The sequence below is a fragment of the Achromobacter sp. 1012554356 genome, assembly GCF_059760815.1.
In genome coordinates this window covers 1-15,844 of the sequence record NZ_JCBANC010000030.1, presented here as the reverse complement: position 1 = coordinate 15,844, position 15,844 = coordinate 1, and the positions used below count along the sequence as shown (strand labels likewise).

Annotated in this window: 14 protein-coding genes; 8 read left to right on the top strand and 6 right to left on the bottom strand. The window is 67.5% G+C overall.

From position 1 onward, the window contains the following. Positions 1-19: 19 nt before the first annotated feature. Complete coding sequence (locus AC6LJW_RS16625; protein ID WP_400522529.1) at positions 20-310, bottom strand: metal-sensing transcriptional repressor; 291 nt, start codon at positions 308-310, stop codon at positions 20-22. A 113-nt stretch (positions 311-423) separates the two neighbouring features. On the opposite strand from AC6LJW_RS16625, the gene AC6LJW_RS16620 reads away from it, so the two are divergent. Both AC6LJW_RS16620 and AC6LJW_RS16615 read left to right on the top strand, forming a co-directional pair. Further along, positions 424-1,026 carry a HutD/Ves family protein gene (locus AC6LJW_RS16620; protein ID WP_498087812.1) on the top strand — a complete coding sequence of 201 codons (603 nt, stop codon included), beginning with the start codon at positions 424-426 and terminating at the stop codon, positions 1,024-1,026. Positions 1,027-1,113: 87 nt separating this feature from the next. Continuing rightward, entirely contained in the window at positions 1,114-1,878 is a 765-nt protein-coding gene (locus AC6LJW_RS16615; RefSeq protein ID WP_498087785.1) for a carbon-nitrogen hydrolase family protein, read from the top strand. 48 nt (positions 1,879-1,926) lie between these two features. Here AC6LJW_RS16615 and AC6LJW_RS16610 read toward each other — a convergent pair whose 3' ends face one another. Then, the gene (locus AC6LJW_RS16610) at positions 1,927-3,549 is read right to left on the bottom strand and encodes a methyl-accepting chemotaxis protein (RefSeq protein WP_056565192.1); all 1,623 of its coding nucleotides are present in this window, start codon (positions 3,547-3,549) and stop codon (positions 1,927-1,929) included. Positions 3,550-3,717: 168 nt separating this feature from the next. Further along, the gene (locus AC6LJW_RS16605; protein ID WP_056565189.1) at positions 3,718-5,127 is read right to left on the bottom strand and encodes an MFS transporter; all 1,410 of its coding nucleotides are present in this window, start codon (positions 5,125-5,127) and stop codon (positions 3,718-3,720) included. A 363-nt stretch (positions 5,128-5,490) separates the two neighbouring features. Between AC6LJW_RS16605 and AC6LJW_RS16600 the strand changes: the two genes are divergently transcribed. Genes AC6LJW_RS16600 through AC6LJW_RS16585 form a run of 4 tightly spaced genes read left to right on the top strand, consistent with a single transcriptional unit; the run spans position 5,491 to position 10,099 of the window. Then, entirely contained in the window at positions 5,491-5,994 is a 504-nt protein-coding gene (locus AC6LJW_RS16600) for a Csu type fimbrial protein (RefSeq protein WP_056566931.1), read from the top strand. Between the two features lie 12 nt (positions 5,995-6,006). After that, the gene (locus AC6LJW_RS16595) at positions 6,007-6,714 is read left to right on the top strand and encodes a fimbrial biogenesis chaperone (RefSeq protein ID WP_056565186.1); all 708 of its coding nucleotides are present in this window, start codon (positions 6,007-6,009) and stop codon (positions 6,712-6,714) included. A gap of 59 nt (positions 6,715-6,773) precedes the next feature. Further along, positions 6,774-9,119, top strand: coding sequence for a fimbria/pilus outer membrane usher protein (locus AC6LJW_RS16590; RefSeq protein ID WP_498087784.1), 2,346 nt, complete (start codon positions 6,774-6,776; stop codon positions 9,117-9,119). Beyond that, the gene (locus AC6LJW_RS16585; RefSeq protein ID WP_498087783.1) at positions 9,116-10,099 is read left to right on the top strand and encodes a Csu type fimbrial protein; all 984 of its coding nucleotides are present in this window, start codon (positions 9,116-9,118) and stop codon (positions 10,097-10,099) included. The genes AC6LJW_RS16590 and AC6LJW_RS16585 overlap by 4 nt, the downstream gene beginning before the upstream one ends. Positions 10,100-10,145: 46 nt before the next feature. Here the strand turns inward: AC6LJW_RS16585 and AC6LJW_RS16580 are convergent, their stop codons facing one another. After that, positions 10,146-12,227, bottom strand: a complete 2,082-nt coding sequence (locus AC6LJW_RS16580) for a site-specific recombinase (protein ID WP_498087782.1) — start codon at positions 12,225-12,227, stop codon at positions 10,146-10,148. A 16-nt stretch (positions 12,228-12,243) separates the two neighbouring features. Next, on the bottom strand, positions 12,244-13,935 hold the full coding sequence (locus AC6LJW_RS16575; RefSeq protein ID WP_498087781.1) for an MFS transporter: 1,692 nt from the start codon (positions 13,933-13,935) through the stop codon (positions 12,244-12,246). 213 nt (positions 13,936-14,148) lie between these two features. Between AC6LJW_RS16575 and AC6LJW_RS16570 the strand changes: the two genes are divergently transcribed. After that, the gene (locus tag AC6LJW_RS16570; RefSeq protein ID WP_056565174.1) at positions 14,149-14,580 is read left to right on the top strand and encodes a ribosomal maturation YjgA family protein; all 432 of its coding nucleotides are present in this window, start codon (positions 14,149-14,151) and stop codon (positions 14,578-14,580) included. Positions 14,581-14,650: 70 nt separating this feature from the next. On the opposite strand, the gene AC6LJW_RS16565 is transcribed toward AC6LJW_RS16570, so the two are convergent. After that, a complete protein-coding gene (locus AC6LJW_RS16565) occupies positions 14,651-14,866 on the bottom strand; it encodes a hypothetical protein (RefSeq protein ID WP_105237066.1) in 216 nt (71 codons plus the stop codon). Between the two features lie 226 nt (positions 14,867-15,092). Here AC6LJW_RS16565 and AC6LJW_RS16560 point away from each other — a divergent pair, with 226 nt between their 5' ends. Beyond that, the gene (locus AC6LJW_RS16560) at positions 15,093-15,824 is read left to right on the top strand and encodes an iron-containing redox enzyme family protein (RefSeq protein WP_056319353.1); all 732 of its coding nucleotides are present in this window, start codon (positions 15,093-15,095) and stop codon (positions 15,822-15,824) included. The last annotated feature ends 20 nt before the right edge of the window (positions 15,825-15,844 follow it).

Here is a 15,844-nt window from a genome sequence, read left to right as displayed (position 1 = left end):
ATGCTCCACGTAGATGGGTTTATTTCAGATAGGAACGGACGATGCGCATGAGGTCATCGATCTGCGATTCGGTCTCGGGCCTGGGGTCCGGCGGACTTTTCTGAGCAGACTGCAGGAACGTTTCCCGCAGATGACTCTCCAGCACTTCGGCCATCAGGCCGTTCGTGGCGCCGCGCAGCGCCGCGAGCTGCTGCAGCAGCGCGCCGCATTCCGTGCCTTCGTTCACCGCGCGTTCCAATGCTAACGCCTGCCCTTGAATGCGGCGCAAGCGGGTGACAACGCGTTTCTTTTCTTCTGGGGAGTGCGGCACGGCAGGCTCCGATTCGATACAGGGGGGGAGTATACGGATTCCGGGGCGGCGCGTCCAGGGCACCTATAATTTCGCCTGTCTTCCGCCCGATCCTAAAGGACGCATCCGTGACCATGACCCCCTCCGACGTGCGGCTGTACCGGGCCGCGGACTATCCCCGCATGCCGTGGCGCAATGGCGGGGGCACGACCCAGGAAGTTGCCTGCAACCCCGGCGGCAATACGGCGTCGTTCGGCTGGCGTCTTTCGCTGGCCGATGTGGCGCAAGATGGCGGCTTTTCTGCCTTTGGCGGCTACCAGCGCATCATCACCGTGCTGGAAGGCCACGGCATCGAACTGACGGTGGACGGGCAGCGCCAGCCGCCGCTGGCGCCGCGCACGGCGTATGCGTTTTCCGGCGACGCGCAGGTGGCGTGCCGTCTGCTCGACGGCCCGATCCGCGACTTCAATCTGATCTACGCGCCCGGCCGGTGGCACGCCCGCCTGCAATGGGTGCGCGGCGCGCAGTCCTGGGTGTTTCACAGCAGCGCGTCGAGCGTGCTGGTGTTCAATGCCGGTGACGGTCTGACGGTTGAGCTGGACGGCGCGCAGCATCGGCTGGCCTCGCGCTACGATTGTCTGCACGCCGAAGGGCGGGACGGGCTTGGCCAGTATCGTCTTAGCGCGGAACACGGCATCGACGCGTGTGTCATTGAACTGTCGCCGCGCGCGGTCTGATGCGCGCCGCGCGGCTGTAAACAACGCGTCAGCGCCACCAAAGCCAAGACAACAGCGCATCAACGGCGCTTCGAAAAAGGGGTGTGCATGCGGATCTGCATGATGGAAGGCCCGGCGGGGCTGATGCCGGAAGGCGCGAACTGGGAAGGCATCGCCGGTCGCATCGACGAATTGGCGCCTGACCTGCTGGTCACCAACGAGATGCCGTTCGGCCCCTGGCTGGCGGCGTCGCCGTCCTATGACGCCGCGCTGGCCGCCGAGTCGGTGCGCATCCACGAGGCGGGTCTTGCCGCGTTGGCGGCGCTGAACGTGCCTGCCATCGTGTCTTCACGCCCTGTGTTCGCCGGCGAGCGGCTTGCCAATGAAGCCTTCGCGTTGCAGGACGGGCGCTATGCGGCGCTGCATCACAAACAGTATTTTCCGCAGGAACCGGGCTTTTTCGAGGCGGCCTGGTTTCACAGTGCGCGGGACGGGTTCGAGGTCGCCGACGTGGGCGGCATTCGCGTCGGCGTGCTGTTGTGCACCGAGCTGATGTTCAACGAACGCGCGCGCCGCTATGGCCGCGATGGGGCCGAGCTGATCGTCGTGCCGCGCGCCAGCGGCGCGTCGCGCGGCCGTTGGCTGACCGCCGGCGCCATGGCCGCGCTGGTGTCCGGCTGCTATGTGGTCAGCTCGAACCGTGCCGGGCGCACGCCCGAGGGACAGGTGTTCGGCGGCGTGGCGTTTGCGTTCCAGCCGGGGGGCGAGCCGCTGGCGCAAAGCACCGATACGGAGTCCATCGTGGCGTTCGACGTGGACCCCGCCCGGTCGCGGGCGCAGCAGGCGCTGTATCCCTGCTACGTGAAGGAATAGTCCCGGGACCGGCGCCAGGAACAGCGCCCGCGCCCGGGCATGCCGCCATCAGGCCGGCAACAGCGCCGGCTGGCCGTAGGCGGGCACCGCCTGCTGCGCGGCGCCTTGTCCCTGCGCCGGCAGTCGGAATGCGCTGACCGCCGACTGCAGCCGCTGGGCCTGCGTTTCCAGCGACGACGCGGCCGCCGCCGCTTCCTCGACCAGCGCCGCGTTCTGCTGCGTCACCTGGTCCATCTGCGTGACGGCGGTATTGACCTGGTCGATGCCGGTCACCTGCTCGTTGGACGCGGTGGCGATGTCGTTCACCAGCATCGTCAGCCGTTCGATGGTCTCCAGGATTTCGGTCATCGTCAGGCCCGCGGCTTCGACCTGCGCCGAGCCGGCCTGCACCGTGGCGCCGGAGGCATCGAGCAATTGCTTGATCTCCTTGGCGGCGCTGGCGCTGCGCTGGGCCAGCGACCGGACCTCGGCGGCCACCACGGCAAAGCCCTTGCCTTCCTCGCCCGCGCGGGCCGCTTCCACCGCCGCGTTCAGGGCCAGGATGTTGGTCTGGAACGCAATCCCGTCGATCACGCCAACGATGTCCTCGATGCGGCTGGAATCCTGCGCGATCTCGCGCATCGTGCTGACCGCAGCCTGCACGGCGTCGCCGCCGCGCTGCACCACCTCGGACGCGGTGCTGGCCATTTCGTTGGCCAGCCGGGCGTTTTCGGCATTGCTGGTCACGGTGGACAGCAGTTGCTCCATGCTGGCCGCGGTTTCCTCCAGCGACGCCGCCTGTTGTTCGGTACGGCTGGACAGGTCCTGGTTGCCCGCCGCGATCTCGCTGGAGCCCGTGTTGATTTCGACCACGCCGTCGCGCACGGCATGCACGGTGCGCACCAGGCTGGCCTGCATTTCCTGAAGGAAGGGGATTATCTGGCCCACGCAGTTCTTGCCGAACGACGGAATCGGCGTGGTCAGGTCGCCGCCCGAGATGCGCTGGAAATGGCCCTTGATCGAATCCAGCGGACGTTTGACGAAATACACGACGTAGCGGTCGCCAAGGATCAGCAGCAGCAGGCAGATGCCCAGCACCACGCCCATGCCGACGTAGGCCTGGCTGCGGTTCGCGTCGGCGTCGGCCCAGAGCTGGATTTCGCGTGCCTTGGCGTACGCCTCGTATTCCTCCATGCTTTTGCCGAAACTGCGGCTGGCTGTGACGACCGGCCCGGCCGCCTGGGCGCGGGCCTTGTCCACCGCTCCCGCTTCCAGATGCTGGCGCTGCACGGTAATGCCCTCCGCCAGCGCATCAAAGCCGGAACGCATGGCGTCCAGCAGCGCCGCCGGCGCGTCGCGGCGGGCCAGCTCGATGAACTGCGCCTGCTGCTTTCTGGCTTCGGCCAGCGCCGTGTCGATGCTGCGCCCTTCTGCCGCGGCCTGATCCTTCTGGCCCTCGGCCACATATTCCAGCTGGCGCGACAGCCGCAGCCGGGCGCGCATGATCTGGTCGTTGACGCGGGAAAGCGCGGACACCTCGTGCAGGAGTTCGTTGCTGGCTGCGAGCGCTTCGCCGGCGCTGCGCAGCCCATGGACGCTGATGGCCGACAAGCCGGCGATGAAGAGGCTGATCACGAGCAAGGTGCCCAGGATCATGCGGCGGATGGTGATGTCTTTCAGAAACTGTGTCATGCGCGTCGTCCCAAAGGTGCAGCAAGCCTGCATAAGGACAACGGCCCCGCCAGAACCATATTTAGCGGATGTTGCACATCTTACGAATATGACGTCCGTGCGGTTGAATATATCGACATGAACGGCAACAGTGTTGCGTGATTACGTTGTCATTGGACCGCCGGCGCGTCAGCGCGACGCCGGCGTCTGTACCGGTTCACTCGCGTCGAACCGCAGGCGGGCAAAGCTGGCGATGCAGGCCAGCCCGGCGCACAGGCCGCCCAGCCACAGGGCGGCGATGGCGCCGTGCGTGGTCGACACGTTGAAACACGCGGCGACCATGGCCGCGCCCGTGGCCTGTCCCAAGAGGCGCACCGTGCCGATCATGCCGCTGGCGCCGCCCGCGCGCGACGCCGGGGCGGAGGTCATGATGGCCCGCAGGTTGGGCGACTGGAAAAAGCCAAAGCCCGCGCCGCAGATCGCCATGCGCCACGAAATGTCCAGCACCGACGGGTCGGCCGGCATCAGCGCCAGCAACGCCATGCCCAGCGCCAGAAGGGCAAGCCCCACGCCGCCCAGCATGCCTGCGGGATAACTGTCGGACAGCCGCCCCGCGATCGGCGCCATGAAGGCCACGACGACGGGCCATGGCGTGATGAGAAAGCCGGTCTGGACCTGGCTGTAGCCCAGCACCGACTGGAACAGGAACGGCAGCGACACGAAGGCCAGCGCCTGGGCGGCGAACGCGCACACCGCGGTGGCTGCGGACAACGCAAACAAGGGGCGGCGCAGCAGGTCCACCGCCAGGATGGGTGCGGGGTGGCCGGCCTGGCGCCGCATCAGCAGCCAGAGGCTGGCGGCCGCCAGACCGCCTTCCAGCGCCACGCGCGGCCACGGCGCGCCGTGCGCAAGTTCATTGGTCGCCAGGACAAGCAGCCCCAGCGCCATGGCGCACAGCAGCGCGGCCAAGCCGTCGAACCCGTGGCCGGAGCGCGTGGTGTCGGGCAGGCCGCGCAGGGCCAGCACCGCCGCCAGGATGCCGATGGGGAAATTGACGAGAAACAGCCAGTGCCAGGACCCGAGCAGCAGGATGGCCGACGCCACGGTTGGCCCGCCGGCAAACGACAGTCCGACCACCATGGCGTTCAAGCCCAGTCCGCGGCCCAGCATGTGCGAGGGGTAGATGAAGCGCAGCAGCGCGCCGTTCACGCTCATCACCCCGGCCGCGCCCAGCCCCTGCAGGATGCGCGTGGCCACCAGCACGGGCAGGGAAGGCGCCAGGCCGCTTGCCAGCGAGGCCAGCGTGAACACCGCGAGCCCGACGATGTAGACGCGCCGGTGTCCCAGGATCTCGCCCAGCGCGGCCGCCGGCAGCAGGCCCGCCACCATCGCCAACTGATAACCGCTGATCACCCAGATCGAACCCGCCTCGCTGGCCTGCAGGTCGCGCGCGATGGTCGGCAACGCGGTATTGGCGATGGCCGTGTCCAGACTGGCCATGCAGACCGCCAGCATGACGGCGATGAGGGCGCCCAGGCGTTCGGCGGCGGGCAGGCCGACGCCGGCCGGATAGACGGTACTACGGGAGAACGAGAGCATGAATGGGCTGCGCTGCGAGGGGCGTCCGGGCGAAGCGTCCGGAGTCGTAGGGTCAGATTCTAATGCGGTCTGCCTGCTTGAACCCCGCGCGTGCCGCGATTATCGGTTTGGATAATCCCCGCGCAATTGTCACGTAATGAAACTGCTCAGAAAATTCAATCACAACAATATGTACAACGAAATTTCGGGTCGTCGCAGAGGAGACATCAATTACTGCAGTGCGATATTCCGGGCTGATTCGTTAATAATCGTAATAAATACCCCCTGAATAAGAAACTATTTGGTGCCGCATACCAATATTTGGACGTACGATTATCCGCAGCAAGATTGATGGTGCAACCGTATACCGTGGAGGCATTTTTCATGAAACGCTCGACCATTCGCGCAGCGACTTTGTGTTTGTTTATCGGTGGTGCGGCGCCCGGCATTGCGCTCGCTCAGACGGCCACCGCCAATTTCAACGTCACGCTCACCATTACCGCCAATTGCGTCATTTCCGCGACTGACCTCAATTTCGGCAGCCAGGGCGTGCTGAATACCGCGGTCACCGGCAATACCAATCTTTCCGTTACTTGCAGCAATACCACGCCGTATACCGTTGGCCTTAATGCGGGTACGGGCACGGGCTCGACGGAAACGCAACGGTTCATGAGCGGCGCCGGCGCCAATACCGCGACGGTGGCTTACCAGCTCTACAAACCGGGCAGCACGACGGTCGTGTGGGGCGACGCCGACGTGGCGGCCCGGGTAGGCGGCACCGGCACCGGCGCCGCGCAGCCCATCCAGGTGAATGGCGTCGTGCCCGCGCAGACCACGCCCGCGCCTGGCACCTACTCTTCCACGGTCACCGCGACGGTCTACTTCTAAGGGAGCCGCCCGATGCGGATGTTTTTACGGGCGCTGCTCGCGGCCTGCCTGGCGGGCTGTGGCGGCGCAGCGGTGGCGGCTGCCCTGCAGATTTCTCCGGTGCTGGTCGAGCTTGCGCCCACGCAAGGGGCAAGCGGCATCATGCTGCGCAATCCGGGTTCCACGCCGATCTATGGCCAGGTGCGCATCTACGGCTGGGAACAGGCGGATGGCGATGACGTGTTGTCGCCCACAGAGGTCATCCAGGCCAGTCCGCCCATCATCCAGGTGCCGCCGGGCGGCGAGCAACTGGTGCGGCTGGTGCGCGTGTCCAAGGACGCGCCGCCGCTGCAGCAGGGCTTTCGGCTGATCATCGACGAGATTCCGGATCCGTCATCGCCCGGCGTGAACGGCGTGGTGCTGCGCCTGCGCTATTCGGTGCCGGTGTTCGTGGCGGGCATGACGCCGTCTCCCGAGCCCGAACTGGCGTGGCGCGTGGAACGGTCAGGCGGCGACTGGGTGGTGCGGCTGTCCAATAGCGGCAGCCGCTATGCGCAGGTGGCCGCGCTGCAAATCCTGAATGCGGCAGGCAAGCCGGTGGCCGAGATGGAGGGGCTGCTGGGCTATGCGCTGGCCAACAGTGCGCGCCAATGGAACATCCCGGGTAAGCAGGGCGCGGCCGGGCCGGTGAAGATCAGGGCAATGATCAACGGCGACATGGTCACCGTCAGTCCGCGTTGACAGCATGACCGCGTTCCGGTGCGCCGCATGGCCCGCCGGCAACCACAGAAGGGCAGTCTATGGCATTGCGCGCTACCCGTCACCGCGGGCAACGCGCCTTGGGTCTCGCACTCTTCCTGCTGGGTGCGCCGGCCCTGGCGGCGGATACGCCCGATCAACTGGTCTCGTTCGGCAGCATCGCCGAGCGCGACGTGTACCTGGAGGTCAGCATCAACGGCGTGAACACATCCCAGCTGCTGCGCTTTCACGACACGCACGGGCGCCTGTCCGTCAGCGGCGCCGCGCTGCGATCGCTGGGCGTGGACCTGTCCGCGATCGGCATGCCCGATACGCGCGAAGTCAGCCTGGATGCCGTGGCGGGCTTGCGCTACGTGTACAACCCGGCGGCGCAGACGGTGGACCTGGTGCTGCCCGACTCCCTGCGCATGCCGTACGAGGTGAACACGCGCGGCCTGCCCGCCACGCCGCTCGCGACGGCCGGGCGCGGCGTGGTGGTGAACTACGACGCTTATGCGCAGACCGACTACGAGTACGGGCTGTCGCTGTATTCCGAACAGCGCTACTTCGATTCGAACGGCGTGTTCAGCAATTCCGGCACGGCGTATCTGGGCGGGCGCGGTGATGAATACGTGCGCTACGACACGTTCTGGACGCGATCGGATCAGGAGACCCTGCGCACGCTGCGCCTGGGCGACACCATCACCTCGTCGCTGAACTGGTCGCGGTCGGTGCGCGTGGCCGGCGTTCAATGGGGCCGCAACTTTGCACTGCGCCCGGACCTGGTCACGTTTCCGGTGTCGTCGCTGAGCGCGTCGTCGGTCGTGCCGTCGTCGGTATCCCTGTTCGTCAATGGCGTGCAGCAGTATTCGGGCAACGTGCCGCCCGGGCCGTTCGTGGTCAACCAGATACCGGGCATCACCGGCGCGGGCCAGGCCACGCTGATCACGCGCGACGCGCTGGGCCGCACCGTCAGCACGTCGGTGCCGTTGTACATCGACCCGCGGATGCTGGCGGCGGGGCTGTCCAGCTGGTCGGTCGAGGCGGGCTTTGTGCGCCGCCAGTTCAGCGTGCGCTCGTTCGACTACGACAGCAAGCCGGTGCTGACCGCGTCGGGCCGCTATGGTTACACAGACGACTTGACCCTGGAGGCGCACACCGAGGCCGGCCCGGGGCTGTATAACGCAGGCGCCGGCGCGATGGTGAAGCTGGGGCAGCTGGGCGTGCTGAGCGGCTCGCTTTCCGGCAGCGCGGGCGACTTCAGCGGCGGACAGGTGAGCCTGGGCTACCAGTACGTGCGGCCGGAATTCAGCGTGGATACGCAGGCCACACGCCTGATCGGCAACTATGGCGACCTGGGCTCGCGCGAGGACGCGCCGGTGCCGCGCCAGACCGAGCGCGTGACGGTGTCGATGCCGCTGGGCCGCTCGCAAAGCGTGGCGCTCAGCTACATCGGCTACCGCATGCCGAACGTGCCGATGGCAAAGGTGGGGTCGGCCTCGTACACGGCCAACCTGCACAGCCGCGTGGTCCTGACGCTGAGCGCGTACAAGGATTTTTCGCAATCGAATTCGGAAGGCGTGTTCCTGGGCCTGGCGGTGATGCTGGGCGAGCGCGCGCAGGCCGGCGTGTCGATCGGCCGCCAAGCCGGCGAGGACACCTACAGCGTCAGCGCGCAGAGCAGCGTGCCTTACGAGGGCGGCTGGGGGTGGGCGGTGCAGAATGGCCGCAGCGGCGGCATGCAGCTCAACCAGGGCCAGCTCCAGTATCTGGGCCAGTACGGGCTGGTGAGCGGGCTGGTGCAGGACTACGGCGGCAGGACGCAGGCGTCGGTGCAGGCGTCCGGGTCGCTGGTGATGATGGACGGCACCGTGATCCCGTCGCGCCGCATCAACGACAGCTTCGCGCTGGTCTCCACCGAGGGCACGGCCGATGTCGCGGTGCTGCACGAAAACCGCCGGCTGGGCCGCACCAATGGCAGCGGCCACCTGCTGGTGCCGGACCTGAATGCCTACCAGACCAACCGCATCTCCATCGACCCGGAAGACCTGCCCGTGGACGTGCGGCTGGACTCGACGCGGGCGGTCGTCGTGCCGCAGTCCGGCGCCGGCGTGCTGACCACGTTCAAGGTGGAAAAGTACGACGCGGCCTCGGTGATTCTGACCCTGCCGGACGGGGGCTTCGTGCCGGTCGGGGCGGAGGTCGCCCACATCGAGAGCGGCAAGCGCACGGTGGTGGGCTACGACGGCCTGACGTTCGTGGAGGACGTGGGGGCCACCAACCGGTTGCGGGTGCGCGGGGGTGGCGTGTCGTGCGAGGCCGTGTTCGATTACGCGCGCTCGGATGCCGATCCGCTACCGACGCTGGGACCGATCGTGTGCGAGCCATTCAAACGAGAGCAACCATGAGGATCGCACTGCTGCTGGCCGCCCTGGGCGCATGCGCGGGGTACACGGGAACCGCGCAGGCAAACACCTGCGCGCTGTCGGCGGGCACGACCGCCACGCTGGACTTCGGTACGGTCAATCCCTTGCTGCCGGGGGACACGGTGGCGGACGGAACGGTCGCCGTGACCTGCAATTTCTCGCTGCTCGCCATCGGCGCGCGCCTGTGCTTCAGTCTGGGCGTGGGCAATACCAGTCCGTCCATCGCGGCGCGCGCCCTGGGCGCGGGCACGAACCGCATGAACTACAACCTTTACACGGACGCGGCGCGGACCCAGATTTGGGGCGCGGCGACCGCCGGGCAACCCACGTCGCAGACGATGACCGGCCCGCTGCTGGGGGGCGGCAACGTGTCGACCACCTTCCGGTTTTACGGCAAGCTTCCGGGCGGGCAGTCCACCGTGAGAACCGTGAACAACGCCAACACGGTCTACAGCGAAACCTATGCCACGACTGGCACGCTGGACGTGCTGTTCGGCCTGCTGTCGGGCCTGTCGAATTGCCCGCTGGCGGCGCCGACCCAGCGCATCACGATACCCCTGGTGGTGCGCACGACCGTGCAGAAGAACTGCACCATCAACGCGACGGACATGGCGTTTCCCCCGCGCGGCGTGCTGAACGCCGCGGTCACGGCCAACAGCCAGATCACCGTCCGATGCACCAACGCCAACGCCTTCTCGGTGGCCTTGAACGGCGGCTCGGTCGCCGGCAACGTGCTGGCGCGCAAGATGAAGCACACGACCGCCGCCGACACGGTGAATTATCAGCTTTACCAGGACGCGGCCTACGGCACCGTCTGGGGCGATGCCTCGGGCGGCGCGCCCCGGGCGGGCGTGGGCACGGGCGCCAACCAGACCTTCACGGTGTATGGCCGCGTGCCTGCGCAGACGACGCCCCGGCCCGGCACTTACCGCGACGTCGTCACCGCCACGATCACGTTCTGATCGCGCGGCGTTGCGGCCACGCCCGGTCAGGCATTCACGCGCCGCATCAGGACTCGACAGGCGCCGCTCGCGGCTTGACCGGCCAGAACAGCGCTGCCGGGCGCCGCAGGATCCGGCGGCGCACGCCAGCGGTCAACGACATGCGATCGTCGCGGCCCATCCCGCGCGACGCCAGCGCCACGTTGAAGGCCAGCGCGAAACTGACGATGACGTTCAGCGCGCCCGTCGCCGCGGTGCCCGCCACGGCCAGCCAGAACACCTGCGTATGCACGAGTTCCCAGCCCAGCGTTGCAACTGCGGCCGCGATCTGTCCGGCGCTGAGCGACACATGGCGCACCTCCAGCTCCGATCCCAGCGCGCTGACTAGTGCCGGCAGCAGGCCCAGCATCAGTCCCAGCGACACGTTGGCGGCGATCTGCGAAACGTTGCGCCGCCAGAAGCCCGCCCAACGCACGGCGCCGCGCGCCCCGAGAAGGTGGCGGGTGCGCCGGCCGTACGCCATGACGTCGTGCACGCGATGCAGCGCGAACCAGTTGTCGGCCCAACCGGCGATCAGGCTGGACACCCAGATCAATGCGCCGGTCACCGCGGCATACAGCGGGGTCGGTCCCCAGAACGACAGCGATTGCAGCGTGTCGTGCGCCTTGTCGGCATCGATGAGCGGCTGCTCCAGGAACCGCATTGCCAGCCATTGAATCGCCCAGGCCAGCGGAAACACCACGGCCAGGTTGCCCGCGATCGCGGCGGCGTTCGAGCGCAACATCGCCAGCGTGTCGTCCACGAATGCCTCGCGCCCGTCGGGCGAGTAGGCCGCGTCCAGCCGGCGGGCCAGCGCCGGTCCCGTCATGGCCGGCTGCTTGGTCGCAAGCGTGAAATGCGCGAACTGGATCACGAGAAAACTGCCGGCGTAGTTCAGCGCGTTCAGCAGGCCTTCCACCCACTTGTCCAGGTGGGCCGACGTGATGATGAACTTCACATAGACCGTGAACGCCACGACAAAGCCGCCGCCCATGGATGCCTTGACCATGTCCATGTATTCCAGCGTGTCGCGCGCGATGTAGTGTTCGCCGGTCTCGGCGCTGCGGTCCATCACGCGCCGCGCCAGTTGGGCGAGCGACGACGCCGCCAAGTGCCGGATGCTGCCGCGCGCCAGCGTGCAGCGGATCAGCTCGGCGATCAGGTACGCGTACCGGTGGCGCTGCGTCGGATCGATCCACACGCCCAGCAGCAGCTCGATGCGCGCCAGGCGCAGCTTCATGCACTCGATCTGGTAGACCACGTCGACCGCGACGCCATTGCGCTTGAGTTCCTCGTAGACGGCGTCCCCCGCCGCGCGGCAGTCGTCCAACAAGGCGCGCAGCACGTTCAGGCGCTGGCCCACCACCTCGCGCGGTGTGTCCGGCGTGCTGTCGAACAGTTCTGCTGCCGTGGCCTCCAGCGTGAAGAACGGCGACTCGTCCACGCGGCCCGGCACACGGGAGCGGATGTCCTGGCTAAGCCCGACGGCGCGTACCTGGCTGACGAGCACCTGCATGCTGCTGGTCAGCGCTTGATCCAGCCGCTGGGCAAGCGCGTCCGGCGTGGGGGCAGGCAACGCATCGGCTGCCTGCGCCAAGCTGTGCGCTTCCAGACGCAGCAACGCGCGCACGCGCGCCAGCGTCTCGTCGTCCAGCGACTCGATCCATTGCGCGTCGCCCGCGCGGCGAAACAGCAGCGTGAAGAGGCCCGACATATCGCCCTGATTGACGGTCGGCGGCAGCATCCAGGCCACGATGCGGCGCCAGAACTCACCCCAGAATCCAGGGCGCGAGGCGACGCCGGTATCGCACAGGAGGGCGGTGGGGTCGTTGTCCACCAGCACCGAGCGCAGCGTGGCCGCCGTGCGGGCCGCCACAGTGGGATTGCGTTCCAGCACCTGCAGCAGGTAGCGCAAGCGGGCATGGCGCGGGTCGCGCCCGTCGTCCTGCGCCGGTTCGCCGTCCGGCCGGTTCAGCCAGCGGCCAAGATCGACCAGCCACAGATTGCGTTCGGCCAGTGGGGCTTGGGGATCGGCAGAGGACAGGATGACGTCGAGCTGCGGCCCGCCACGCCGCCAGGCCCGCCAGTTGCGCCACAAAGAGGTAAGCATGGTCGGACCTCGCGCGTCATCGGGTATCGGGGGCGCGGCGCAGCGAGAAACCCTGCGCCTCGTTCATGGCCAGGTAGCTGACGTTGCGCGACACCATGGGCGGCTTGTCGCCCGCGTGCAGTGCGCGCACCTCGTCCAGCACCATCTTGTCGGCCAGTGTCATGCGGTCGATCATCCGCAGGTACTGCATCCAGCTTTCCACCAGGAAGACCTCGCGCCAGACGCCCTCGCGCTCCAGGTCGCGGAACAGCTGCCACTGCTGCGCGCCATTGCGCAGCCGCAAGAGGCGCAGCGGCCGGGCGGCGTGGATCAGCGCGGCCAGCTTGTCCGGATTGACCAGGTATTCCACCGCAACCAGCACCGCGCCGCGCTGCGTGTTGAAGCCAGCGTCGGCCAGGGCCGGTTCGGTGTCGTCGGCGCGGGTGAGCGATCGCGCGTCCACCTGTTCCGGCAGGCGCGAGCGGTACAGCAGCGCCACGGTGACGCCCAGCACGATGCCGGCGGCCGACATCGCGCCGGACACGCCCATCGTGCCCGCGAAATGGCCCCACATGAACGAGCCCGCCGCCAGGCCGCCAAAGATCGCGGTCTGGTACAGCGCCAGCGCGCGCGCCTTCACCCAGTCCGGCACCAGCAGCTGCACGGTCGTGTTGTAGGTGGCCAGCACGCCGATCCAGCAGCCGCCCGACAGCAGCAGCGCCGGAAACGCGACCCACAGCGTATCGGTCAGGCCCAGCGCCAGCAGGCAGGCGGCCAGCAGCGCGGCGGCCACGCTGATCAGGCCGCCGGATCCCCACGCCGCGCGCGCCCGGCGCACCAGGACGCTGCCCAGGATGGCGCCCACGCCCAACGCGCCGAGCATGTAGCCGTACAGCAGCGCGCTGCCGCTTTCGTGCTCGTGCGCCAGCAGTGGCAGCAGTGCCCACAGTGCGCTGGCCGACAGGCCGAAGGCGAACGAGCGCAGCATCACCACGCGCGTCACGGTCGAGTGCTGTGTGTAGCGCAGCGCGGCGACCACGCCTTCGAAGAGGCCTTCGGGCGGTAGCCGGCGTACGGGCAAGTCGCGCTTCCAGCGCCAGATCGCCCAGATCAGGCCGCCGTAGCAGAAACAGTTCAGCAGAAAGACCCAGGACGTGCCCAGCGCGCCCAGCAGCAGGCCGCCGATGGCCGGCCCCACCGCCCGCGCCACATTGAAGTTGACGCTGTTCAACAGCACGGCGCTGCCGACGTGCTCGCGCGGCACCTGTTCGCCCACGGCGGCCTGCCACGCCGGCGTGACGACCGCGCTGCCGATGGCGATGCAGAACACCGATGCGATCAGCGTGATGGGGTGCAGCAATCCCGCGAAGGCCAGGATGGTGATGAAGACGCCGCCCGCCAGCTCCAGCAGCATGCCCGCAAGCATCACCTTGCGGCGGTCGTGGTTGTCAGCCAGCACCCCGGTCAGGATCGACAGGGCGACCAGCGGAAACGCCGCCGCCACCTGGATCATCGCGACCATCAGCGGGCTGCTCTGCTCCGTGGTGATGACCCACGCCGCGGCCACCGATTGCGCCCAGGTGCCCAGATTGGCAAACAGGTTGGCGATCCAGATGACGCGAAAGGCGGGGAAAGCGAGTGGGGAAAGCGTGCTGACCTGAAGGACAGGCGCGGGCGCGGCCGGGGGGGCCGCCGGCAGGTCGGTCGAAGCCGAAACGGGCTGCAGCATGGGAACGTGGCCGGACGCGAGGATCGCGCCCGTTCTGGGCTGGGTCGGGGTCGCTCAATGGTACGCCCAAGGCAGGCGGCCGAGGAGGGCGGCACGCGCTTTTCCGGTAACCTGCGCGCTGGCCTTGTTACCGGCCTGGGCGCGGGCGATGCGGCGCCGCTGATGCAGTCGCCACGCCCCAGCCCTGTTTCACTATTTACGTTTGCTGATTCAATGACCCTGACTTTCAACGGGCGCGCGTTCGCCGCCCTGCTTGCCGTAACCGCCGTGCTGGCGCTGATCGCCACCGTGGGCGCGCCCTATCCCTTCCTGCGTGGTTTCGTGGGCGACGTGGTGGCGGTGGGCTGGGCCTATCTGCTATACCGCAGCTTCGTCCGCGCGGGCGTGCTGCCGCTGGCCCTGGCCGCGCTGTTCACGGGCTATGCGGTCGAATTGGGCCAGTACCTGGCGCGGCATTTCGGCTGGCGCATCGAGCAGCCGGTGTTGCGCGTGGTGTTCGGCAGCGTGCCGGACTGGTGGGACGTGCTGGCCTACACCGTGGGCTTTGCCATCGTGCTGGCGCTCGCGGGCGGCAACGCCCGCCGTCAGCGGAGCGTGGCGCTGCAAAACGCCCGGATGCAGGCCAGTCTGCGCGCGAGACGCTAGCGGCGTAGCGCCAGCCCGGGAAGGCGTCCCGGGCTTTTCAAGCCAGGGCGTTCAGTCCCTGGCTTTTCTTTCAGCCAGCTTGGCAGACCGTGTCGTCGCGTTGCGTGCGCGCGGCGGGTGCGGCTGCGCGCAGCGGTTGCAGACGGGCATTGCGGAACGGAGCCAGCAGTTCCGCCCAGGACGACGGAAACAGCGGCGTCGCGTGGCGCACCGCGTCGCGGCGGGCGTAGTGGGTGAGCAGTTGTTGACCGATCGGGGCGTCGCCCAGCGGGTGGCGGGTGTTCATGGTATTTCCGTATTGCGTTGAAATTGTATTCATTGTACGCCGACAACGCGTCTCGGTCCAATTGGCCTTGAGGGGGCCAAGTGCTTGATCTGTTTGAAACTGTCCCTCTTTAAGGGGCTTACCTCGGGATTGCCCTAGCGGTCCAAAACAGTAGACGGTATACAATGTTCATCATGGCCGGGCTGAGACAGGCCTGGAATTTCTCCCACTGGACCTGGAGCGAGTCATGGCAGAACTGATGAACCGAGATGAATTCCGCACGGCGCTGGAAAACGCGATCAAGGGCAAGAGCGCAAACGCATCGCCCTTTTCGATCGCCTGGGCCGAGGGCAAGCTGAGCCGCGAGCATCTGTCGCGCTGGGCCGAAAACCACTATCACTACGTCGGCCCCTTCGCCGACTACCTGGGCTACCTGTACGCCCGCACCCCGGACACCTACACCGAGGCCAAGGATTTCCTGCTGGCCAACATGTACGAAGAGGAAATCGGTGGCGACCGCCATACCGATCTGCTGATCCGCTTTGCCGAAGCCTGCGGCACCACCCGCGAACGGGTCACCAATCCGGACAACATGTCGCCCACGACCCGCGCGCTGCAAAGCTGGTGTTATGCCGTGGCCATGCGCGAGGATCCGATCGTGGCGGTGGCAGGCCTGGTGGTGGGCTTGGAATCGCAGGTGCCGTCCATCTACCGCAAGCAGACGCCGACCCTGCGCGAGAAGTACGGCTTCACCGATGAGGAAGTGGAGTTCTTCGACCTGCACATCGTGTCCGACGAGATCCACGGCGAACGCGGCTACCAGATCGTGCTGGAGCACGCCAACACGGTGGACCTGCAACAGCGCTGCCTGAAGATCTGCGAGATCGGCGCGCAGATGCGGCTGCTGTACACCACGGCGCTCTATACCGACTACGTGCAGGACGAGATCAAGCTGCCCGAACTGGGCCTTGCCGCCTGATCGCACGTACCCACCCGGCC